At 71.7% G+C, this 22,040-nt stretch carries 21 protein-coding genes; 7 read left to right on the top strand and 14 right to left on the bottom strand.

From position 1 onward, the window contains the following. Positions 1 to 33 precede the first annotated feature (33 nt). The gene (locus tag Vau01_RS45280) at positions 34 to 963 is read left to right on the top strand and encodes an anti-sigma factor RsbA family regulatory protein (RefSeq protein ID WP_204006556.1); all 930 of its coding nucleotides are present in this window, start codon (positions 34 to 36) and stop codon (positions 961 to 963) included. Here Vau01_RS45280 and Vau01_RS45275 read toward each other — a convergent pair. The 5 genes from Vau01_RS45275 to Vau01_RS45255 all read right to left on the bottom strand — a co-directional run bounded on the left by Vau01_RS45275 (position 960) and on the right by Vau01_RS45255 (position 5,519). Continuing rightward, positions 960 to 2,018, bottom strand: coding sequence for an FHA domain-containing protein (locus Vau01_RS45275; RefSeq protein ID WP_204006555.1), 1,059 nt, complete (start codon positions 2,016 to 2,018; stop codon positions 960 to 962). The genes Vau01_RS45280 and Vau01_RS45275 overlap by 4 nt on opposite strands. A gap of 167 nt (positions 2,019 to 2,185) precedes the next feature. Next, positions 2,186 to 2,995 (bottom strand): pyrroline-5-carboxylate reductase, encoded by an 810-nt coding sequence (proC, locus tag Vau01_RS45270; RefSeq protein WP_204006554.1) that lies wholly within the window; start codon positions 2,993 to 2,995, stop codon positions 2,186 to 2,188. Positions 2,996 to 3,003: 8 nt separating this feature from the next. Next, positions 3,004 to 4,032, bottom strand: coding sequence for a 6-phosphofructokinase (locus tag Vau01_RS45265; RefSeq protein ID WP_204006546.1), 1,029 nt, complete (start codon positions 4,030 to 4,032; stop codon positions 3,004 to 3,006). Positions 4,033 to 4,124: 92 nt separating this feature from the next. Beyond that, positions 4,125 to 4,625, bottom strand: coding sequence for a polyadenylate-specific 3'-exoribonuclease AS (locus tag Vau01_RS45260; protein ID WP_204006544.1), 501 nt, complete (start codon positions 4,623 to 4,625; stop codon positions 4,125 to 4,127). A gap of 9 nt (positions 4,626 to 4,634) precedes the next feature. Further along, positions 4,635 to 5,519: a phosphotransferase enzyme family protein gene (locus Vau01_RS45255; RefSeq protein WP_239152371.1), complete on the bottom strand. Its 885-nt coding sequence runs from the start codon at positions 5,517 to 5,519 to the stop codon at positions 4,635 to 4,637. 366 nt (positions 5,520 to 5,885) lie between these two features. Between Vau01_RS45255 and Vau01_RS45250 the strand changes: the two genes are divergently transcribed. Further along, positions 5,886 to 6,578, top strand: a complete 693-nt coding sequence (locus Vau01_RS45250; protein WP_204006541.1) for a Crp/Fnr family transcriptional regulator — start codon at positions 5,886 to 5,888, stop codon at positions 6,576 to 6,578. On the opposite strand, the gene Vau01_RS45245 is transcribed toward Vau01_RS45250, so the two are convergent. Then, complete coding sequence (locus Vau01_RS45245; protein ID WP_204006539.1) at positions 6,575 to 6,754, bottom strand: hypothetical protein; 180 nt, start codon at positions 6,752 to 6,754, stop codon at positions 6,575 to 6,577. The two genes, Vau01_RS45250 and Vau01_RS45245, sit on opposite strands and share 4 nt — an antisense overlap. 163 nt (positions 6,755 to 6,917) lie before the next feature. Between Vau01_RS45245 and Vau01_RS45240 the strand changes: the two genes are divergently transcribed. Beyond that, entirely contained in the window at positions 6,918 to 10,349 is a 3,432-nt protein-coding gene (locus Vau01_RS45240) for an adenylate/guanylate cyclase domain-containing protein (protein WP_204006626.1), read from the top strand. Here Vau01_RS45240 and Vau01_RS45235 read toward each other — a convergent pair. Further along, complete coding sequence (locus tag Vau01_RS45235) at positions 10,346 to 11,059, bottom strand: lysophospholipid acyltransferase family protein (RefSeq protein WP_204006537.1); 714 nt, start codon at positions 11,057 to 11,059, stop codon at positions 10,346 to 10,348. The genes Vau01_RS45240 and Vau01_RS45235 overlap by 4 nt on opposite strands. A gap of 166 nt (positions 11,060 to 11,225) precedes the next feature. On the opposite strand from Vau01_RS45235, the gene Vau01_RS45230 reads away from it, so the two are divergent. Continuing rightward, positions 11,226 to 12,200, top strand: a complete 975-nt coding sequence (locus Vau01_RS45230) for a DUF308 domain-containing protein (protein ID WP_204006535.1) — start codon at positions 11,226 to 11,228, stop codon at positions 12,198 to 12,200. Between the two features lie 13 nt (positions 12,201 to 12,213). On the opposite strand, the gene Vau01_RS45225 is transcribed toward Vau01_RS45230, so the two are convergent. The 7 genes from Vau01_RS45225 to Vau01_RS45195 form a co-directional block, all read right to left on the bottom strand. Beyond that, positions 12,214 to 12,582: a nuclear transport factor 2 family protein gene (locus Vau01_RS45225; RefSeq protein WP_204006533.1), complete on the bottom strand. Its 369-nt coding sequence runs from the start codon at positions 12,580 to 12,582 to the stop codon at positions 12,214 to 12,216. 100 nt (positions 12,583 to 12,682) lie between these two features. Further along, complete coding sequence (locus tag Vau01_RS45220) at positions 12,683 to 13,483, bottom strand: alpha/beta hydrolase (protein WP_204006531.1); 801 nt, start codon at positions 13,481 to 13,483, stop codon at positions 12,683 to 12,685. After that, positions 13,480 to 14,874 carry a flavin-containing monooxygenase gene (locus tag Vau01_RS45215; protein WP_204006624.1) on the bottom strand — a complete coding sequence of 465 codons (1,395 nt, stop codon included), beginning with the start codon at positions 14,872 to 14,874 and terminating at the stop codon, positions 13,480 to 13,482. The genes Vau01_RS45220 and Vau01_RS45215 overlap by 4 nt, the downstream gene beginning before the upstream one ends. 199 nt (positions 14,875 to 15,073) lie before the next feature. Then, a complete protein-coding gene (locus Vau01_RS45210) occupies positions 15,074 to 15,739 on the bottom strand; it encodes an endonuclease/exonuclease/phosphatase family protein (protein ID WP_204006622.1) in 666 nt (221 codons plus the stop codon). 29 nt (positions 15,740 to 15,768) lie between these two features. Next, the gene (locus Vau01_RS45205) at positions 15,769 to 16,722 is read right to left on the bottom strand and encodes an ROK family glucokinase (protein WP_204006621.1); all 954 of its coding nucleotides are present in this window, start codon (positions 16,720 to 16,722) and stop codon (positions 15,769 to 15,771) included. Continuing rightward, positions 16,719 to 17,330, bottom strand: coding sequence for a hypothetical protein (locus Vau01_RS45200; RefSeq protein ID WP_204006529.1), 612 nt, complete (start codon positions 17,328 to 17,330; stop codon positions 16,719 to 16,721). Before Vau01_RS45200 ends, Vau01_RS45205 begins: the two co-directional genes overlap by 4 nt. Further along, positions 17,327 to 17,776, bottom strand: coding sequence for an SRPBCC family protein (locus Vau01_RS45195; RefSeq protein ID WP_204006527.1), 450 nt, complete (start codon positions 17,774 to 17,776; stop codon positions 17,327 to 17,329). Before Vau01_RS45195 ends, Vau01_RS45200 begins: the two co-directional genes overlap by 4 nt. 82 nt (positions 17,777 to 17,858) lie before the next feature. Between Vau01_RS45195 and Vau01_RS45190 the strand changes: the two genes are divergently transcribed. The 3 genes from Vau01_RS45190 to Vau01_RS45180 all read left to right on the top strand — a co-directional run bounded on the left by Vau01_RS45190 (position 17,859) and on the right by Vau01_RS45180 (position 22,038). Next, positions 17,859 to 19,637: an AMP-dependent synthetase/ligase gene (locus tag Vau01_RS45190; RefSeq protein ID WP_204006525.1), complete on the top strand. Its 1,779-nt coding sequence runs from the start codon at positions 17,859 to 17,861 to the stop codon at positions 19,635 to 19,637. Between the two features lie 133 nt (positions 19,638 to 19,770). Continuing rightward, a complete protein-coding gene (locus tag Vau01_RS45185; RefSeq protein WP_239152370.1) occupies positions 19,771 to 21,339 on the top strand; it encodes a sensor histidine kinase in 1,569 nt (522 codons plus the stop codon). Positions 21,340 to 21,366: 27 nt separating this feature from the next. Next, a complete protein-coding gene (locus tag Vau01_RS45180; RefSeq protein ID WP_204006521.1) occupies positions 21,367 to 22,038 on the top strand; it encodes a response regulator transcription factor in 672 nt (223 codons plus the stop codon). The last annotated feature ends 2 nt before the right edge of the window (positions 22,039 to 22,040 follow it).

Here is a 22,040-nt window from a genome sequence, read left to right as displayed (position 1 = left end):
ACTTCGTTGTCCGGAAGGCGGTAAGAGGGCGTCGTGACCTCCAGCGCCCGGTTCGTTCATGATGCGCTGCTCTACGGCACCGAGCGTGAGTATCTCGCCGCGACGGTGCCGTTCCTCAGCGACTCCCTGGCGGCCGGAACTCCCACGCTGATCGCGGCGCCGCCCCGCAACACCGCCTGGGTCACCCGCGCACTCGGCGCCGTCGCCGAGAAGGTGCAGATCGTCGACATGACGATCGACGGACGCAACCCGAACCGGATCATCCCCGCGGTGATCCGCTCCTTCGTCGACGAGCACGCCGGCCAGCCGTTCGCGATCGTGGCCGAGGCCCTCTGGCCCGGACGCAGCGACGCCGAGTACCCCGTGTGCATCCAGCACGAGGCGATGGTCAACGTGATGTTCGCCGCGGCGGCCGGCACGATGCTGTGCCCGTGCGACCGTGCCCTGGAGCCCGAGGCGCTGGCCGACATCTGCCGCACCCACCCGATGGTCATCGTGGGCGGCGAGCGCGGTCCCAGCCGCAGCTACGCCGAACCGGCCACCGTCGTGGCCGAGTTCAACACGCCGCTCCCCCGGCCCGACTGCACCCTCCCGGTGATGAACTTCGCCGACATCGACGACCTCCCCCGGCTCCGCGAGTTCGTCGGGCGGCACGCGGGCGCGGCGGGCCTGGTCCACGACCGCTCGATCGACCTCCAGATGGCGGCGAACGAGATCGCGACCAACACGATCCGCCACGCGGGCGGCCCCGGCGAGGCGCGGGTCTGGGTCCGGGAGGGCCACGTGATCTGCGAGATCACCGACGCCGGCCACATCGCCGACCCGCTGGCCGGGCGGCAGGCACCGCCGCTGACCAGCGAGGCCGGCCGCGGGCTGCTGGTGATCAACTACCTGTGCGACCTGGTGCGCGGGTACAGCGTCCCGGGCGTCACGGTGATCCAGATGTTCATGCGTCTGAACTAACGGTTGTCGCGCGGCATCCGGATCGCGATCGTCGGTGCGTCGGCCATCACCGAACCGGGCGCGGTCGCGTCGCTCGACCCGGCCGCCGTACCCGCCCGGGCCACCTCGACCCCGTCGGTGAGTTCGAGGATGTCGCGCTCACCCAGCCGGCGGGCCTGCCCGCCCGGCAGCCGCCCGCGACCGTCCGGGCCGACCACCACGGTGCCGTTGGTGCTCATGTCGGTGGCGTAGACCCCGTCGGGACGCAGTTCCAGCGCGACGTGCTTGCGGCTGACCCAGGTGCGGGCCTCCTCGTCGAGGAGCGGACCGAGCGCGACCGAGCCGTGCTGGTCGGGAGCGCGGCCGACCACCACCGGCGTGCCGGCCGCCACCGCGAACCGCTGCCGCACCAGGCCGCCGATCCGCACCACGAGGGCGACCACCGATGGCCGGGCACCCGCGTCGGAGAGGCGCTCGCCGTGCCGGGGGCACATGGGGACGCCCTGGGCGAGTTGGGGAGGCGGCTGCCCGACGCCCGGACGGCCGTAGCTCGGACAGTCGGGAACCGGACACCTCCACATTCGGGTGAGGGCCCGCAGCGCCTGGTCGGGCACGGGGCTCGGACCCGGCCCCACCGGCACCAGTTGCACCGAGCCGCCCCCGCCGGGCGTCGGCCGCAACGCGTAGCCGCGGATCTGCGCCCGGGTGAGCACGGGTTGGCCGGTGAGCGCCGACACCTCGCCGGCCCGGGCCAGCGCCGGCGCGCCGGGCGGCAGGATCTCCAGCAGCCCGTCGTCGGACCAGCGGCGCAGCACCATGCGCTCGTTGGAGGTGAGTTCGGTGTCGCTGAGCAGGCCGCGCTCGGCCACCGGGTACAGCGCCACCCCGCCGTCGCCGAGCAGTCTGGCCAGCCCGTCCACCAGCAGGCCGAGCCGGAGCAGGGACGCTTCCTTGCCGCTGTCGAGGTCGGCGAAGCGCACCACTTCGGACACCTCGACGATCCCGCCGGTGCGCAGGGGGTCGGTGGCGAGGCGACGCTCAATGGCGTCCAGGGCACGGTGCTGGTCGAATCGCACCTGCACATTCTGCGTCACGCCGGGAAAAGACTTGGACGGAGGCGGTGTTGGCGTCACCGCCTCCGTCCGTTTCCTGGGTCGGCCCCCCAACCACTGGTTCGTAAAAGGTATGGGATCGACTACCTAACGCGACAGTGTGAACGCGTGAGTGAATCGACGACGAGGGATCAGACCTCGTTGGCGGCGATTTCCTGGGCCCGGTTGCGGGCCGCCTCCAGGGCGCCGAGCAGCGCCGCCCGGACGCCGTGGTTCTCCAGTTCGCGGATCGCCGCGATGGTGGTGCCGGCCGGCGAGGTGACCGCCTCCCGCAGCTTGACCGGGTGCTCCCCCGACTCGCGGAGCATCACCGCCGAACCGATCGCCGTCTGGACGATCAGGTCGTGCGCCACCTGCCGGGGCAGGCCCAGCAGGATGCCCGCGTCGGTCATCGCCTCGACCAGGTAGAAGAAGTACGCCGGGCCGGAGCCGCTCAACGCCGTGACCGCGTCCTGCTGCGACTCGGGCAGGCGCAGCGTGCGTCCCAGCGGGGTGAACATCTCCTCGGCCAGCGCCAGGTGCTCGGCGGTGGCGTGCGGGCCGGCCGAGATGGCGGTCATCGCCTCGTCGACCAGCGCCGGTGTGTTCGTCATCACCCGCACCACCGGGGTTCCGGCGGCGAGGAACCGGGCGAAGAACGACGTCGGCAGGCCGGCGCACAGCGAAATCACCAGCTTGCCGGCCGGCACCTTCGGACCGAGGTCGGTCATCAGCGCCTCGGCGTCCTGCGGCTTGACGGCGACGGCCAGCACATCCGCCTCGGCCGCCGCCGCCTCGTTCGGCAGCACCCGGACGCCGTACCGGTCGGCCAGTTCCCGGCCCCGCTCGGGCCGGCGGGCGGTCGCGATCAACCGCCCGACCGGCCACCCGGCCCGGACCAGCCCGGACAGCAGGACCTCACCGATCTTGCCCGCGCCGATCACGGCAACCGTGTGCGTCATCGAAACTCCTAGTTGCCGAAGAAGACCTCTACCTCGTCGTACCGCTCGACCGGCACGGTCTTCAGCTCGCGGGTGGCCTCCTGGAGCGGCACCCGGACGATCTCGGTGCCCCGGAGCGCGACCATCTTGCCGAAGTCGCCGGCGTGCACCGCGTCGATCGCGCCCAGGCCGAAGCGGGTGGCGAGCACCCGGTCGAACGCCGTCGGCGTGCCGCCCCGCTGGATGTGCCCGAGCACCACGGTGCGGGCCTCCTTGCCGGTGCGCTTCTCGATCTCGCCGGCCAGCCACTGGCCGATGCCGCCCAGCCGCACGTGCCCGAACGCGTCGACCTCGCCGCTCTGCAGCGTCATGTCGCCCTCGTCCGGAATCGCGCCCTCGGACACGACCACGATCGGCGCGTACTGGATCTCGAAGCGCTTCTCGACGTAGGCGCACACCTGGTCGATGTCGAACTTGCGCTCCGGCAGGAGGATCACGTTGGCGCCGCCGGCGAGGCCGGAGTGCAGGGCGATCCAGCCGGCGTGCCGACCCATGACCTCGACCACGAGGCAACGGTGGTGGCTCTCGGCGGTGGTGTGCAGCCGGTCGATCGCCTCCATGGCGATGTTGACGGCGGTGTCGAAACCGAAGGTGTAGTCGGTGGCGCCGAGATCGTTGTCGATCGTCTTCGGCACGCCGACGACGTTGACGCCGAGGTCGGTGAGCTTCGAGGCGACGCCGAGGGTGTCCTCGCCACCGATGGCGACCAGGGCGTCGATGCCCAGCTCGGCCAGGTTGTTCTTGATCTGCTCGACGCCGTTCTCGATCTTGAACGGGTTGGTCCGGGACGAACCGAGGATGGTGCCGCCACGCGGCAGGATCCCGCGCACCTCGGGCACGCCGAGCGGCCGGGTGAGGCCCTGCAGCGGGCCCTTCCAGCCGTCGCGGAACCCGACGAACTCGTGGCCGTAGGTCTGCACGCCCTTGCGGACGACGCCGCGGATGACCGCGTTCAGGCCGGGGCAGTCGCCGCCGCCGGTAAGCACGCCGATACGCATGCTGATTCCTTCCGCATTCTGAATTTTGTGAAGAGGCGCCGGCTCGCGGCGACAGTGCCTGCGGCGCTTAAGGTCCGGGCGAAACCATATCGCTACCGAAGACTCCGCCCGGCGGCGGATTCCTCCATCGCGTTCCAGCGCATCAGGTTGTGTCGGGCGTCCACCAGGGCGTCGTGCCGTCCGGTGGCCGTCGGCAGCGGCGGTTGACCCAGGTCGTCCCAGCGTTGGCGCAGGTCCTTCGTGTACCGGGGGATCTCCCGGGGCAGGGCCGGCATGGCGCCCCAGAGCTGGGCGAGCGCCACGTGGTCGTAGGCCGCGTACCAGGCCCAGAGCTCGATCTCTTCGCCCGGTTCGGTCATGAACGCGTAGATGTCCTCGCGGATCCGTTCGCGCGACCGCCAGGCGCGGTCGGCCGGCGAGGGCAGCTTGTCGAGCACGTTGCGGCGCACCCACGGCAGGGCACGGCTGTCGTCGAACTCGGTGCTGACGGCGTAGAACTCGCGCCCACGCTCGTCGACCATCCCGATCGACACCAGGTCGATCAGGTGGCCGTCCTCGATGAACTCGCAGTCGTAGAAGTATCGGTACGGCATCGGGGTCCACTATGCCGTCTCGAAGAACTTTCGTGCGTGCAGAAGGCCCGTCAGGTTCCCTTCCGGTCCGTCGATGCCGCGCCGGTCGTCGACCCAGATGCGGTGGGCGAAGTAGAACGCCTGTACGGCGTACCGGAAGCGCAGCATCGTGGGCAGGGTCGCCTCCAGCTCGTCGCGGCCGACCGGCCCGGCCGCCAGGTAGGCCTCGATCAGGTCGCCGGCGGCCGGCGGCCCGCCGGCGTACATGACGGCGGACGCGATGTCGTACATGAGCGGGCCGCTGCCCGCCGAGCCCCAGTCGATGATCCCGGTGCGTCCGGTGTCGAGGTCGAACCGGAACGCGTCGGGTGACGGGTCGCCGTGCGAGGTGCCGTAGGTGAGCTGGTCGGTCACCGTGAGCCGGGCCATCGCGGCCATGGCGTCGGCGACCGCGGGACGCACCCAGTCCTCCACCGCGAGGTGCGGGCCGTCGGTCCGCAGCAGGTGGAAGCGGGACAGCCCGGCGTGGCTGAAGCGGGCCAACGCCCGGTGGGCGGCCCCCAGCGCGTCGCCCCACCAGTGCTGGTCGAGCGGGTCGTCGCGGACCAGCGGCCGGCCCGGTACGAACTCGAGCAGGGCGACGGTGGAGTGGTCGGTGCGCACCGAGAGCGCCCCGTCGGCGGCCCGGATCGGCCGGCCAGCGGCGATCCCACCGACGCTCAGGTGCTCGGCCGCCGCCAGGCCCGCCTCGAACGGCCGCCGCTCCGCGGCCGTGACCGCCTTGGCCACGCACCGCCGATCATCCAAGGTGACCAACCAGGCCAGCGAGTTCATGCCGCCGTCGAGGACCGTGCAGGAGATCACGTTGGCGTGCCAGCTCGTGCGGAGCAGCGTGCGAACCTCGTCGATGCCCATCACGAGCGAAATTATCTGGTACGTGAATCCGCGATCACACTCGGTTTACGGCGATGCCACCCGTGGGTGGGCGTGTCCCGAGCCGGGTCGGGCGCCGACGCGGCCCCCTCGTCCCGCGTCGACGCCCTCCACACCCGGACCCTGCTTGATGCGCGCCTGGGACCTTTCGTTGCCGGCCCCAGACCGTTATCAATGCCTCGCCGTGGCGTCCCCCGGCGATCGGTCCGTTGGCTGTAGCCTGCTGGCTGCCTCAGATACGTTCTGTCGGCCACCCGCCGGAAGGGGTGTACAGGCCGCGACACCCACGACATGATCTGTAGCAGACCTTTTGGAAATCTTTAGAGACGGCCGGGGAGGAGTGGACCGGTGGAGGCTCGGCTGCCGGATCCCGGCGACGCGCTGAGTGGCGTCGACATGTTCGCGACCCTCGAACCGGAAATCCGGCAACGGGTCGTGGCCGCGGCGGTGCCCCGCACCTACCGCAAGGGCCAACTGCTGTTCGTCGAGAACGATCCCGGCGAATCGCTGATCGTGCTGCGGCGTGGCGCGATCATGGTGTTCCGCACGGCGCCCACGGGCGAGCGCGCGGTGCTCTCCGTCATGCGCCCGCCGGAGGTGCTGGGCGAGGTGTCCCTGCTCGACGGCCTGCCCAGGTCGTTGTCGGCGGAGGCGATCGAAGACACGACGGCGCTGGCGTTGTCGCGCGGTGCGTTCATCGAACTGCTGCACCTGAACCCGCGCATCCTCGACGCGGTGATGCGCTCGTTCGGTGCGCTGGTGCGCCGGCTCACCGAGCAGAACGCCGACCACGTGTTCCTCGACCTGCCCGGCCGGGTGGCCAAGACGCTGGTGCGCCTCGCCGGCGACAGCTCGGCGCCGATGGTCACCATCGAGCTCAACCAGAGCCAGTTGGCCGAGATGGCCGGCGGTTCGCGGCAGAGCGTGAACCAGGCGATCGGCTCGTTCTCCAGCCGCGGGTGGCTGCGCACCGAGGGCCGGCGGATCGTGGTCACCGACCTGCCCGCGCTGCGCCGGCGGGCCGGAATGACGGATCGCTAGCGGTCTTCGTCCGAGCTTTCGGTATCACTGGGTGAATCGGTGGACTCCCAGCAGGTGACGACCCCGCACGCCTCGAGTTTCGCGAGCGTGATCGCATCGACGTCGACGAAATCGCCGGCCCGGTGCACCGAGCCGCCGTATCCCACCCATCCCCGTGCCAGGCGAACCGCGACCATCGCTCACCCTCCCTCGTCCATTAAGCCGAACTGTAGCGACCGAACGGCTACTGATACATGCCGCTTCGTGACAGTGTCGCGTATGAGACGGGCTGGCGAACAGGCGGTGCAAAGGTAACGATACTGACCATAACCCGACCTACGGACTCAAGGAGGAACGGCCATCGGTACGGCGTGCCCGCGGTGCGGCCGACCGTCAGCCGCCGATGACCGGTTCTGCGGCGGTTGCGGTTCCGCGCTGCCGCGCGCCTGCTCCCAGTGCGGGCGTCCGCTCGCTGCCGACGCCTCCTTCTGCACCGGTTGTGGTACCCGCGTCGCGAGCAACGAAACGACCCGGTCGGAGGACCGGCGCCGCGTCTCCGTGCTGTTCGTCGACCTGATCGACTTCACCCCGTACGTCGAGCGCACCGATCCCGAGCAGGTACGCGACCTGCAGACGGCGTTCTTCGCCGCCGCGCGCCGGGTGATCACGCAGTACGGCGGCGTCGTGGAGAAGTACATCGGTGACGCCGTGATGGCGCTGTTCGGCGCGCCGGTGGCCACCGAGACCGACGCCGTGAAGTGCGTCCGCGCGGGGCTGGAGTTGCAGCGGGTGCTCGACCGGTACGCCGATGGCGGGCTGCGCTGCCGGGTGGGCGTCACCACCGGCGAGGCCCTGGTCGACGTGGCCGCCGCACGCGACGGCGGCCAGGCCATCGTGGCCGGCGACGTGGTCAACATCGCCGCCCGGCTGCAGTCGGTCGCGCCGCCCGGCGGGGTGCTGGTCAGCGGGGCCACCTACGCCGCCACCAAGAGCGTCATCCGGTATGCCGCCCAGCCACCGGTGACGCTGCGCGGGCGCAGCCAACCCACCGAGGTGTGGCTGGCGATCGCGCCGATGCAGCGGGTGCACCCCGACCGGGAGATCGGCGCGACGCCGCTGGTGAACCGCACCCACGAGCTGTCCATGCTGGTCAACGCGCTCGACCGGGCGGTCGCCGATCGCGTCCCGCAGGTGGTCACCGTGCTCGGGCACGCCGGCATCGGCAAGAGCCGGCTGGTGCGCGAGTTGTACCAGCACAGTCAGCGCCTCTCCGGCGTCGACCCGGTCGTCTGGTACACCGGCCGCTGCCCGCCGTTCGGCGAGAACGTGACGTACTCGGCGCTGGCCGACATCGTCAAGGCGCACGCGTCGATCCTCGACTCCGACTCGGCCGGCACCGCCCGCTCGCGCCTCGACGACGCGCTGGAGGACCTGGTCGGCCCGGCCGAGGCGGCCCGGCTCAGCGACGCGATCGGCCCGCTCGTCGGCCTGCCCGGCTCGCAGCTCGCCGCCGAGGAGGCCGAGTCGGCGTGGCGCCGGTTCGTCGGCGCGCTCGCCGCCCGCCAGCCGACCGTGCTGGTGATCGAGGACCTGCACTGGGCCGACGACTCGATGCTGCGCTTCGTCGACCTGCTGGGCGCCTCGATCCGCGACGTCCCGTTGCTGCTGCTCGCGACGGCCCGGCCGGAGCTCGCGGAGCGCAATCCCGGCTGGTCGAACACGATCTCCGGCGCCCTGACGATCACCCTGCCGCCGCTGCGCGACCAGGAGATCGCCACCATGTACGCGCACCTGCTCGGCAAGGCGACCTACTCCCCCGAGTCGCTGGAGCCGCTGGTCGAACTGGCCGACGGCAACCCGCTCTACGCGCACGAGTACACCCGCATGCTGATCGAGCAGGGCGCGCTGCGGCCGACCGTCCCGCTCGGCGACGCGGCGCCGCTGCCCATGCCCGACAGCGTGCACGCGGTGATCGCGAACCGGGTCGACCTCCTCGACGCCGCCGACCGGGCCGTTCTCCAGGCGGCCGCCGTCGTGGGCATGCAGTTCTGGCCGGGCGCGGTCGCGGCGGCGCTTGGCCGCCCGGTCGAGGCCATCGAGCGGACGCTGCGCCGGCTGGAACAGCGCGACCTGGTGCACGAGCAGGAGACCTCCACGATGGAGGGCCAGCTGGAGTACCGGTTCGGCCACCTGCTCGTCCGCGACGTCTGCTACCAGCGGCTGCCCCGCAGCGAGCGGGTCGCGCGGCACAAGCGCACCGGCGACTGGCTCGACCGCATCGCGTCCAGCCGCGACACCGACCTCGCCGAGGTGCTCGCCCACCACCGGTTCACCGCCTACGAGATCGCCCGCACGCTGGGCAGCGACGCCGTGCGTTACGCGCCGGCAGCCCGGTCGGCCCTGTACCGGGCCGCCCGCCGGGCCTACGCGTTGCGGGCGCTCGACACCGCCGCCGCGCAGGCCGAGCGGGCCCGGGTGCTGTGCGACGACGCCACCCCGCGGGCCGAGCGGCTGCGGATCGAACTGCTCGCCGCCGAGATCGCCTTCTACGCCGACGGTGACGCCTTCCTCGCGTCCGGCGGCGTCGACCGGCTGTCGGCGGTGGCCGACCGGTTGCAGCAGGCCGGCGAGCAGAGCGGCGCCGCCCGCGCCTGGACGCTGCTCGGCCAGGCGGCCTGGCTGCGGGCCGACCGCACCACCGGCCTCGCCTGCCTCGACCGCGCCGTCGAGCTGTTCGACGACCTGCCCGACACACCGGAGAAGGCCGACGCGTACGCCGAACTCGGCCGGCTGCACATGCTCAACCTCGAGGACGGTCCGGCGATCGCCGCCGCCGGCGCGGCCGCGGAGATCGCGTCGCAGCTCCGGCTGGTCGAGGCGGCCGCCAACGCCCGGATCACCATCGGCACCGCGCAGTACCAGGCGGGCGACCGCCGCGGGCTGGCCGAGCTGCAGTCCGTGATGGACCTGTGCCGCCAGCAGCGCCTGCTCGCCCTGCCCCGGGTCGCCCGCAACCTCTCCTACACGCTGATGGAGGAGGGCGACTGGCCGGCGTCGAAGGCGGTGCGCGAGGAGGGCCTGGCGAGCGGGCCCGGCGGGAATATGCTCGTCACCGGGTACCTCCCCGTCGCGCAGGAGGCCTACTTCTCCGGCGACTGGACGGAGCTGCTGGCCGCCGTCGACGAGGCCGGTGCACCCACCTGGGATCTGCACAGCCTCGGCGTGTCCCGCTGGATGCGGCTGCTACGCGGCGACGACGTGCCCGACGAGGCCATCGACGAGCTCGTCGCCGTCGGCCGGCGCAGCGGGTTCCACCGGCTCCTGTGGACCGGGCTGGGCCAGGCCGCCCTGTGCCACGCCCTCCGCGGCCGGCGCGAGGTGGCCCGGAACGTGCTCGCCGAGCTGGGCGAGAGCTGGCAGAAGATCCGGACGATCGCGAGCGGCGAGTGGCTGCACGCGGCCGCGCACACGGCGGTCCTGATCGGGCGGCCGGCCGCGGTGGCGCTGCGCGAGCTGCTGACCGAGGTGCCGCACCGCACCCTGTGGGTCGACGCGGCGTTGCGCGGGGTCACCGGCGCGGTGGCGGCGGCTGACGGCGACCCGGCCCGGGCGGCGGCCCTGCACCTGGCGGCGGCCGAGATCTACAGCGAGATCCCGAACCAGACCAACCGGATCCTGTCGCTCGCCGCCGCGGTGAAGGCCGACCCGGCCCTGACCGCGGTGGCCACCGAGCTACGCGAGTTCGCCCGCCACCACGAGGTGCCCGGCCTGCTCCGGATCGCCGGCCTCTAAGCCGCGGCGGCCGCGGGTTCCGGGTCGGGGGTCGTCGGCGCGGCGGTCTTCGCCTTCTGGGCGTAGATGTCGATGTACTCGCGGCCCGACAGCTGCATCAGCTCGTACATGATCTCGTCGGTCACCGCGCGTTCGATGAAGCGGTCGCCCGACATGCCGTGGTAGCGGGAGAAGTCCAGCGGACGCCCGAACACGATCTTCGGCCGCCGAAGGTTCGGAATGATCTGCCCGGTCGGCTGAATCTCGTCGGAGTTGAGCATGGCGACGGGGATCACCGGCGCGCCGCTCTCCAGCGCCATCCGGGCCACCCCGGTCTTGCCCCGGTACAGCCGGCCGTCGGGCGAGCGGGTGCCCTCCGGATAGATGCCGAAGATGTTCCCCTCGCGCAGCACCCGCATTCCGGTGTCGATCGCCGCCTGGGCGGCCCGGCCACCCGACCGGTCGACCGGGATGCAGCCGGTGCCCACGAAGAACATCTTCGTCAGCCAGCCCTTGAGACCCTTACCGGTGAAATACTCCTGTTTGGCCACGAACGTGACCCGCCGTTTGACCATGAGCGGCATGAAGATCGAGTCGGAGAACGACAGGTGGTTGCTGGCGATTATCGCCGGCCCGCCGTCGGGAACGTTGTCGCGGCCCTCGACCTGCGGCCGGAAGACCAGCTTCAGCAGAGGACCCAGAATCACGTACTTGAGCAGCCAGTAGAGCATGCTCGTCCTTCCACCCGCCGCACACCGGTACACCCGGCGACACAGAGCCTACGGATCTGGAATACCTCACAGCAACGCGCGGCACACACTCGCACTGCCGCCCACGGGTGCCGACGTGTCAGGATTCTTCCCGAGACTGAAACATTCCGGCGGGAGGTGGCGCGGCGTGCCAACGACGGGCGGCCGGCGTGGTCGGCGCGACAACGGGCTGATGGCGTCCGCCTACGAATCGGTCGGCGACATCGATCCGCGGGTCGGCGAGCACCTGCTCGACGTGCTCGGTGCCCGCGGGATCGCGGCGTACCTGCAGCCGTCGACCGACCTGCACCCGATCACGCGCACCACGAGCCTGCCCGCCCGCCCGACCGACCGGCTGTTCGTCGACCGGGAGCACGTCGAGACGGCGCGCGGCTTCGTCCGGCGGGTCACGGCCGAGCAGGCCGCGGAGCAGGCTGTAGAGCGCGGCAGCGGCCAGGCGGAGCGTGGCAGCGGCCAGCCCGCGGCCGAACCGGCCGAGGCCGGGGCGGAGACCGAGGAGACGGGCACCGCCCAGGAGACGCCCACGGCCGAGCCCGAGGTGTCCGAGGACCCCACCCACCGCCGCCGCGACCAGTCCCGCCGCCACCAGCGGCGCCGTACCGATCCGAAGCCGCCCGGCCGGGCGGGTGACCCGGGCGAGCCCGACGTCGACTCGGCGTGGGCCGCCATCGTCGCCGGGTACCACCTGACCGCCGACCCCGACGTCACCCCGACGTTGACCCTCGGCGAGCCGCGACTGCTGCCCAGGATCGACCCGAACGCCGAGCCGCGGCCGCGCGTGGACGAGCCCGAGCCGTCGCTCCTCGACGCCCTGGACACGTTCGGCGCGACGCTGCCCGACGTCGACGAGGACGACGAGGGCTACACGCCGCCGCCGGCACCGCCGCTGCCCCGGATCTCGGCCGCGGCCGCGTTGAGCGTCGCCGCGATCGTGGGCGGCCTGCTGCTGTTCGTGTGGCCCGATCTGCTGCCGCTGGCCCGCAACACGGTGCTCGTGCTCGCGTTCGGCCTCATCGTGGCCGGGTTCGGGACCCTGATCTGGCGCCTGCGCCCCGGCGACGACGAGGACGACGACGACTTCGACGACGGCGCCCGGATCTGACGGGTGGGCGGAATTATGCGGCGGTGGCCGTGTAGGCCGTGACGTACGTCAGCGTCTGCGCGGCGATCAGCCCCTCGCGCATCACGAAGGACTCCGTCGCCTCGATCGTCATCGTGTCGGTGCGCCCGCCGCGCCCGGACCACTCCAGGACACCGATCTCGCCCGACGTCAGCACCCGGTGGCACCGGAACTCGCTGTCGCTCTGGTAGCGGGACAGCCGGTCGGCCACCCAGCGGACACCGTCGTGACCGAAGGCCTCGCCGTCGGGGTGGAGCACGATCACATCGGGTGCGTAGTTTGCCAGGAGATCGCCGTCGAGGTCGCCGGCGGCCCGCCGGCGTAGGTGGTCGTCAAGGATGTCCCGAGTTGACCGGTGCCGCATGAGAGATGCCGCCTAACCAGAGGTGGGGGGTTGCATTATCTACCCGAAACCACCATTGAGTAAACGACTTCCTACGATCTGTCACATCCACCGCAAGATTTCAGGCGTTCTTCTCCAGCCAGTCGAGGATCGCGTCGAGCGGCTCCGCCCACCGGGCGTCGAGCATCAGGTCGTGACCCATTCCCGGGAACAACAGCGGCGCGCCCTGGTAGCGGCGGGCCACCCGGTCCAGGTCGGCCCGCGACACCAGGCCGTCGTCGGGGCTGCCGACCACGAGGACGGGGGGCGCGCCGACCGGCTCCTCCGGCGCGCGGACCTGGCACAGCTGCCACTGGGCGCGCGCCGACGCCCGACCGCGCCGGGCCAGGTAGTTCCGCTGCTCCTCGGCCGGCAGGTCGGAGCTGAACAGTTGACCGCGCCGGGGGCGGAGCCGCCCACCGAACGCCGCCGGTAGCACGCCGAGCGGGTTGCGGGCGCACGCCGTCACCGCGGCCAACGGCCCGCCGAAGACCGGCGCGACCAGCGCCGCGGCCTTGACCGGATACCGCGCCAGCGCCATCGCGACGACCAGCGCGCCGGCGCCGTGCCCGATCAGCACGGCCTGGCGCGGCAGCCCGGCGGCGACCTGGGTGACGTCGTGGACGTAGGCGCGCAGGCCGGACTTCGGCGCGCTGCCGCTGGCCCCGTGGCCGCGCAGGCTCATCGCGTACGCCGGGAAGCCGCGGGCGGCGGTGCGCTCCAGCCAGTGCTCGGCGTACACCCAGGCGCCCTGCCCGAAGCCGGGCACGAACAGCACCGGCGGACCGGTCGCCGGCCCCTCCGGCTGGACGCCGATGACCTCGCGTTTCACCGACGGCGGCGGGTCGGACCACTCGTCCGGACGGATCACCCGCGTCGTCATGAGGCGACCTTCTCGCTGGTCAGGGAGTTGATCGCGCGTTGCAGGGCCTTGAGGTAGACGAAGTGGCTGACCTCGAGCCAGTGCCGGCTGGAGTCCTTGACGTCGGCGTCGGAGTATTTTCCGCCCGGCTCGGCCGCCTTCTGCCACCAGGCCGCCGCCCGGTCGGGGGTCGACTCGGCCAGGCGCAGCCAGGCCGCGGCCAGCTCGCTCTGCCAGTGGCAGATCGTGAAGATGCCCGAGTCGGGCTGCACCAGCCCGACGAAGGAGAGGGTCGGGTGGTTCGGCGAGAAGATCTGCCAGCGCAGGTGCGGCCGCCCCCGGTCGTCGCCGCCGAAGAACGCCGGCGGGAGGAACTCGAACCGGGGCAGGTAGCCGGTGGCGAGCACGACCACGTCCGGGTCGGCCGTGCGGCCGTCGCTGAACACCACCTGGTTGCGCTCGAACCGCTCGATGTCGGGCACCGGCGTGATCCCGCCGTGCCCCACGTGGTAGACGAGCTGGCTGTTCGCGATCGGGTGGGTCTCGTAGATCCGGTGGTCGGGCCTGGGCAGGCCGAACCGTTCCAGGTCGCCGACGGTGAGCCGCATCGTGAGGTGGAACAGCCACTGGCGCAGCTTGAGCGGCAGCCCCAGGCCGAGCACCCGGTCGTTGACCTGGTCGGACGGCTTGCCGAAGGCGTACTTCGGCGCGTACCAGTAGCCGCGCCGGCTGGAGTGCCAGCACTTGGTCCCCTGCTGCGCCGCCTCGACGGCGATGTCGCAGCCGGTGTTGCCCGCGCCGACCACCAGCACCCGCTTGCCCCGGATCTGCGCCGCGTCCTTGTAGGCGCTGGCGTGCAGGACGGTGCCGCCGAACGTGTCGAGGCCCGGGTAGTTGGGCAGCTTCGGTGCCCAGTTGTGCCCGTTCGCCACCACCACGGCGGCGTACCGCAGCGTCTTCTCCGAACCGCCACGCACCCCGCGGACCGTCACGTCCCACGAGGTCCTCGGGTCGCCCTCCCGGGTCGGCGTCACCTTGACCACCTCGGTGCCGAACCAGATGTGGTCGCGCAGCCCGAAGTGGTCGGTGTAGCGCTCGAAGTAGGCGAGCAGGCTGGAGTGGTGCGGGTAGTCCGGCCAGTCGTCGGGCATCGGGAAGTCGGGGAACTGGGTGAACGGCTTGCTGGAGATGAGGTGCGTGCTGGCGTACACGGGGCTGCGCTCGTGCCGCCAGTTCCAGGCGCCGCCGACGCCGGTCTCCCGCTCGTAGCAGTCGACGTCGAACCCGAACTGCTTGAAGTTCTTGATCGCGGCCAGGCCGCTGCCGCCCGCGCCGATCACGCAGACGGCCTCACCCCGGTCGGAGATGTCCGCCGTGCGCCCGGCCGTACCGGCCGCGCGCTGGTCGGGCAGTTTCGGTTGGCCGCTGCGCGGCGCGGGGACGGCCGGAGAGGCCCCCGGCACCGACGGCCACTCCTTGGGGACGGCGGGGGTACCGGGCTGCTGCCCCGCTGGTCGCGTTGCCGCCACCTCATCACCCACCGCGTTCTCCCCAATGCGAATAGCCCCGGCGGGAATCTTCGCCAACTACCGATCGATTTGTCCAGCGGGACTATTCGGGGAGCGCCAGGTCGACCACGAGCGGGAAGTGGTCGCTCGCGGCCTTCGCCAGGTCGGAGTCGATCAAGCGGTAGTCGAGGACGTCGATCCTCGGGTCGACGAAGACGCCGTCGATGCGGCGCCGGGGCGACGCGCACGAGTACGTGAAGATGTCGCCGCACTCCTTGGCGTCGGCCGCGTCGACGAGGCCGTCGGCCAGCGTGCGCCAGCCACCGCCGCCGGGCTCCTCGTTCAGGTCACCGGCCACCACGTACGGCTCGTCGAGCCCGGCCAGGTGCTCCTTCAGCAACTGGGCCTGCGACACCCGCTCGGTCGCGTCGAGCGACAGGTGCGTCCCGACGGCGATGAACCTGCTGCGGCCGACCGTGCACCGCACGAACACGGCCCCGCGCATGTGCCGGCCCGGCGTGAGCGGGAACTGGACGTCCCAGGTCTCCCGGACGCCCACCCGCAGCGTGGTGAACGCCGAGTTCCCGAGCGCCCACAGGCCGCCGCCGGCGTGCAGCATCCCCCACCGGCGGGCGAGGGACGCGTTCTTGCCGCGCCAGCGGAACCGCCGCGGCGCCTCCTGCACCAGCAGGAGGTCGGGCTCCTCGGCCCGCACGACGGCGCCGAGCGCGCGCAGGTCGTCCCGGGAGCTGTGGATGTTGTACGACATCACGCGGATCTTGTGCACGAGAGCCTCTCTCAGCGGCGCCGGGCGAGATCGGCCGCACCGATCACACCGGCCTTGTTCCCCATCAGCGCCGGCCGCACCTCGCCGACCGGCAACCGGCCGCGCTGTGCCAGCGCCTCGTCGAAGTGCCGGCGCACCGGCGCCAGCAACAGGTCGCCGGACTCGACGACCCCGCCGCCGATCACCAGCACCTGCGGATCGAAGATCTGCACCAGGTCGGCGAGCCCGGTGCCGAGCCAGAAGGCGATCTGGTCGAACGCCGCCAGCGCGGCCTGGTCACCCGCCTTGGCCGCCTGGGTGACCAGCGGACCGTTGATCGCCTCCACCGACCCCGCCGCCTTGAGCATCTGCTTCGCGACGTCGGGGTCGTCGGTGGCCGCCTGCCGGGCGAACCGCACGAGCGCGCTGCCGCTGGCGTACTGCTCCAGGCACCCGAGCCGGCCGCAGCCGCACAGGTGTCCACCGGGTACCGAGGTGACGTGGCCGACCTCGCCGGCGATCCCGTGCGAGCCCCGGATCAGCTGCCCGCCGATGACGATGCCGGACCCGATCCCGGTGCCCACCGCTACGAGCACCATCGAGTCGTCGGCGTCGCGTCCGGCGCCGTACAGGAACTCGGCCCACGCCGCCACGTTGCCGTCGTTCTCCACCACCACCGGGATGTCGACCTTCGCGGCGAGCAGGTCGCGCAGCGGCTCGTTGCGCCAGGCCAGGTTCGGGGCGTAGAGCACGTTCGCCCGGGCCGCGTCGATCCAGCCGGCCGCGCCGATCCCGACCGCGGCGACGTCGTGGGCCGCCCGCAGTTCCTCGATCACCGCCACGGTGCGGTCGACGATCGCCCCGGTGTCGAGGGCCGGCGTGTCGCGCCGGGTCTGTGCCAGCACCTCGCCGTTCTCGTCGACGACGGCCCCGAGGACCTTGGTTCCGCCGATGTCCACCCCGATGGTGAGTGTCACGTGTGCTATCGCTCCTCGTCCGTCTCCGACGGAGTGTCGACGGGTTCCACGGGGGGCTCAGCGGGAGGCTCGGTGAGGGGCTCGGCGGCTGTCGCGGTGGGAGGTTCGGCGGGCGCCTTCGGCTTGACGGCCTTCTTCGCCATCGGCCGCGGCGGGTTCGGCGGGGCCGCCGGCTCCGCGGCACCCGGTGCGGCCGGCTTGTCGGTGGGGCCGGGCGCGGGCTTTTCGGTGACGCCGGCCTCGGCCTCGGCGGCCGCCCGGGTGGCGGTGGCCCACGGGTCCTCGGTTGCGGTTCCGGCCGACGCCCTGGGCGCCGAGTCGCCCGAGCTGCCCGCGCCACCCGAACCCGAGGAACCGAAGTCACTCGCGGCCCGGGCCATCGTGCGCAGGAGGTTCGCCACGCCCGACGCGAGATCGCCCGCGCCGGTGGCGAGCCGCTCCGCCACCTGCGGGTTCGGCTCCCGCGCCGCGGCGATCGCCTTGCACACCGGGCACACGCAGCACTCGGCCGACCCGGTGGCGAAGCCGCTCAGGTTCTCGGCCGCCACCGACGCGCTCCCGAGCACCGACGCGATGAGCCGCTCGGCCTCTTCCCGTGGATCTTTCGGATCAGTCATTTCGAAAGACTTTCTACCCGACGTTTGAGGTCCCGAAGAGCGAAATCCATGATGGCTTTCTCCGCCTTGCTCCGGAACATTCCGAACATGCCCAGGTTCACGTCGACCGCGAGCGTGTAGGTCACCAGCGTCGAGCCGTCCGGGCCCGGCGCGATGTCGTACGCCCCGTCCTGCCGTTTCTGCAGTTTCGTCGGCTCCGCCAGGTGCCACTCGATGCGCGAGATGTCCTCGGCGTACTCGTACTTCAGGGTGTACTCGTCGGTGAGCACGCCCGCGTCGAGGCTGAACCGCACCTGACTCGCGTACCCGTCCTCATACTCTTCGATCACCTTTACCGACTTCATCGCCGACACCCACTCGGGATACCGGGCGAAGTCGCAGATCACCTCGGCGACCTTCGCGGGCGGCGCGGCGATCGTGATCGACTGCGTCGACGTGTCCGTCATGGTGGGCAGGCTACCTGGTGAACGCCGATACCCGGCGGGGCGCGGTAGCGTCACGCACAACCCCACGGACAAAGGAGACACCATGCGCGAGGTCGCGGTCCCACCCGTCGCCTCGATCGACGACGACGCCACCCTCGCCGACGCGGTCTGGGCCAACGCCGAGCAGACGCCGGACTTCGTCCAGTTCCACCGCCGCACGGCGGACGGCTGGGCCGACGTCACCTGTGCGCAGTTCCGCGACGACGTGACGGCCGTCGCGAACGGCCTGATCGCGAGCGGCGTCGAGCGGGGCGACCGGGTCGCGCTGATGAGCCGGACGCGCTACGAGTGGACGCTGGTCGACTACGCGATCTGGGCCGTGGGCGCGGTCACCGTGCCCATCTACGACAGTTCCAGCGCCGAGCAGGTGGCGTGGATCATCGAGGACTCGGACGCGGTCGCGTGCGTCGTGGAGACGAACGATCACCGTGCGCACGTCACGTCCACCGGTCTTGAAAAAATGTGGGCGATCGAGGGTGCCGGGCCGACGCTCGCCGACCTGCGCGGCGCCGGCGCCCCCGCCGAAAAGACGGAGGCACTGGCGGAGCGGCGGCGCGCCGGGCGCGCCGACGACCTCGCCACCATCATCTACACCAGCGGCACCACGGGACGCCCGAAGGGCTGCGTGCTCACCCACCGGAACATCGACTTCAACGCCGCCAACGCCCTCAAGGGCCTCGACGACTACGTGAACCGGCGCGGGCGGACGCTGCTGTTCCTGCCGCTGGCGCACTCGTTCGCGCGGCTGATCCAGGTGGCGGTGGTGCGCACCCCGTGCCTGATGCGGCCCGACGCCGACATCAAGAACCTGTCGAACGCCATGCGCCAGTTCAGGCCCACATTCCTGCTCGCGATGCCGCGCATCTTCGAGAAGGTCTTCACGGCCGCGAAACTGCGCGCGCACGCCGACGGCCTGGGCGCCATTTTCGACCGCGCCGAGAAGATCGCGATCGACCACAGCGCGGCCGAGGGGAAAGCGGGCCTGTTCCTACGGGCCCAGCACGCCGCCTTCGACCGCCTCGTGTACTCGAAGATCCGGGCCGCGCTGGGCGGCGAGTGCGAGATGAGCATCTCCGGCGGCGCGCCGCTCGGCGACCGGCTGGGGCACTTCTTCCGCGGGGTCGGTGTGACGATCTACGAGGGGTACGGGCTCACCGAGACCGCGCCGGGCGTCGCCATCAACCTGCAGAACGCCATCCGCGTCGGCACCGTCGGCCGGCCGCTGCCGGGCGTCACCGTGCGGATCGCCGACGACGGCGAGATCCTCGTGCGCGGCGGCAACGTGTTCCAGGGCTACTGGAAGAACGAGAAGGCCACCGCCGAGGTCCTCCAGGACGGCTGGTTCCACACCGGCGACCTCGGGAGCCTCGACGAGGACGGGTACCTGCGCATCACCGGGCGCAAGAAGGAGATCATCGTGACCGCCGGCGGCAAGAACGTCGCGCCCGCGGTGCTCGAGGACCGCCTACAGGCTCACCCGCTCGTCAGCCAGAGCATGGTGGTCGGTGACGGCAAACCGTTCATCGCGGCGCTCGTGACGATCGACCAGGACGCATTCGCCAACTGGCTGGCCGACAACGGAAAGCCGGCATCGGCGACCGTCGAAACTCTACAGAGTGACGGTGACCTGCGCGGCGAGGTGCAGAAGGCGGTTGATGCCGCTAACCTCGCCGTGTCCAAGGCCGAAGCCATCAAGGAGTTCCGGATTCTCCCCCGTGAATTCACCGAAGAGGCCGGTGAGATGACACCGTCCCTGAAGATCAAACGGAATGTGGTCCTGAAGGAGTACGCCGACGAAATCGCTGCGATCTATGGCGGGTGAAAGCGGCTGGCAGACGGTCCACACCGAGAGCGGCTCGTGGCGGGCGATCCCGCCGGAGGCCCGGGTGCGTACGCCCCCGCCGTGGCCGCGGATCCACGCGTTGCCGGTTGCCAGCCGGGCGACGTTGCTGGCGATGGCCACCGTCCTGTCGCTGTGGGCCACCGACGACGCGCGGGTGCTCGGCTGGCTCGGTCTGCTCACGCTGGCCGCCGTGCCGTCGCTGCTCGGCGCCGCCCACCCGGTGATCGGACCGCTGTCGCGGCTCGCCGAGGTGGTGCTGTGCGGGCTGGCCGCGGCCGCGGTCGCGGCGGAGTCCGAGCCGGCGATGGCCGCCGCGGTGCTGCCGTACCTGACGGTGCCGGTGGTCGTCGCGGTGCTCTACGGCCACCGGATCGAGTCGTTCGCGCTGATCGCCGGCGCCGCCGGCGTGCTCACCGGCGCCGGGCTCACCGACGGACTGGCCGGCGAAGCCGGCTACCTCCTCGCCTGCGCGCAGTGGCTGGTGGTCAGCGTGCTCGCCGGCGAGGTCATCGGCGCCATGCGGCGGCGGATGCAGAACCGGCGGGTCGCCCCGCAGCCGTACGCCGAGGCGGCCCGGCTGCTCACCCAGTTGCGCAGCGTCGCCCGTCAGCTGCCCGGCGCCACCCTCGACCCCGGCGGCCTCGCCGAGCACCTGATCGAGGAGGTGCGCGCGCTGGTGCCGGTGGAGCGGTCGGCGGTGCTGTCGGCCAGCGGCGGCGGGCGGTTGGTCGTCCTCGCCCAGCACGGCACCGACCGGGTCGACTGGGAGACGGCGCTCGACGCCGACTCGGCCATCGCCGACGCGTGGGCCAGCCAGCAGCCACAGACGTCGGCCCGCTCGCAGAGCCGGACCACCGTGCCGGCCGGTACCGAGGTGTCGGCACTCGTAGTGCCGCTGGTCGCGGGCGTCCGCACGATCGGCCTGGTCGCGATGGAGACCGACAGCGCGGGCGCCTACCCGCAGCCGGTGATCAAGCGGGTGGTCGACGTGGTCGGCCCGGCCGCGATCCGGCTGGAGGCCGCACTGCTCTTCGACGAGGTCCGCACGATCGCCACCACCGAGGAGCGGCAGCGACTTGCCCGCGAGATCCACGACGGCGTGGCGCAGGAACTGGTGATGGTCGGGTACGGCATCGACAACACGCTGGCCGCACTGCCCGACACCCCCGACTCGGCGCCGGCCGTGGAGGAGCTGCGGGTGCTGCGGGCCGAGGTCACCCGGGTCATCACCGAACTCCGTCTCTCGCTGTTCGAACTGCGCAGCGAGGTCGACCGGTACGGCGGTCTCACCGCCGCGGTCGCCGATTACGCCCGCACGATCGCCGCGACCGGCGGGCTGCGGGTGCACTTCACGCTCAACGAGTCGACGGCGCGGCTGCCCGCGGCCGTCGAGGCCGAACTGCTGCGAATCGCACAGGAGGCCATCACCAACGCGAGAAAGCACGCGGGTGCCGAGAATCTGTGGGTCACCTGCGTCGTTGATCCGCCGTACGCGAATATCGAAGTCTCCGATGATGGGTCCGGTATCGGAGATTCGCGTCCGGACGGGCGGTACGGTCTTGCGATCATGAAAGAACGAGCAGACCGTATCCGCGGGCGCCTCGAGATCAAGCCGCGGAATCCGACGGGTACGACGGTCGCCGTCGTGCTCGGTACGGCCACCCGACGCGGTAGCGTGTGACATCACGAAAGGGAGAGAGCACCGCGTATGACCACCACCAACGCGACCCCGACGACGCGCACGAAGGTGCTGCTCGTCGACGACCACGACCTGATCCGTCGCGGCCTGCGGCACGCCTTCGAGCGTGACCGCCAGTTCGAGGTGGTCGGGGAGGCCTCGACTGCTGCCGAGGCGATCCGGCTGGCCGGAGCGTTACAGCCCGAGGTCGTGATCATGGACCTGCGGCTGCCCGACGGCAGCGGCCTGGAGGCGACCCGCGCGTTACGGAAGAACAGCGCGACGATCGGCATCGTCGTCCTGACCATGTACGCCGGTGACGACCAGTTGTTCGGTGCGCTGGAGGCGGGCGCGAGCGCGTTCGTCCCGAAGACCGCCCCGGCCGACGAGGTCGTGGCCGCCGCCCGGCACGCCGCCTCGGCGCCGTCGGCGTTCACCGCCGCCGACCTGGCCGAGGCGATGAAGCGGCGGCTGGCGCCGCAGGGTCCGCAGTTGTCGCCGCGCGAGGGCCAGGTGCTGCGCCTGCTCGCCGACGGCATGAGCGTGGCCGGCATCGCCAAGCAGCTGTTCGTCTCCGAGTCCACCGCGAAGACCCACATCTCGAAGCTCTACGAGAAGCTCGGCGCGGCCAACCGCGCCCAGGCTCTGATGACCGCCCTGCGCCTCGGTCTGCTGGAAGCGCCGGACGCCCCGAAGTTCTAGCG

The sequence above is a fragment of the Virgisporangium aurantiacum genome (assembly GCF_016863635.1).
Classification (GTDB): Bacteria; Actinomycetota; Actinomycetes; order Mycobacteriales; family Micromonosporaceae; genus Virgisporangium; species Virgisporangium aurantiacum.
The sequence above is the reverse complement of the archived record's forward strand: the minus strand, read 5'-3'. Positions and strand labels throughout refer to the sequence as shown.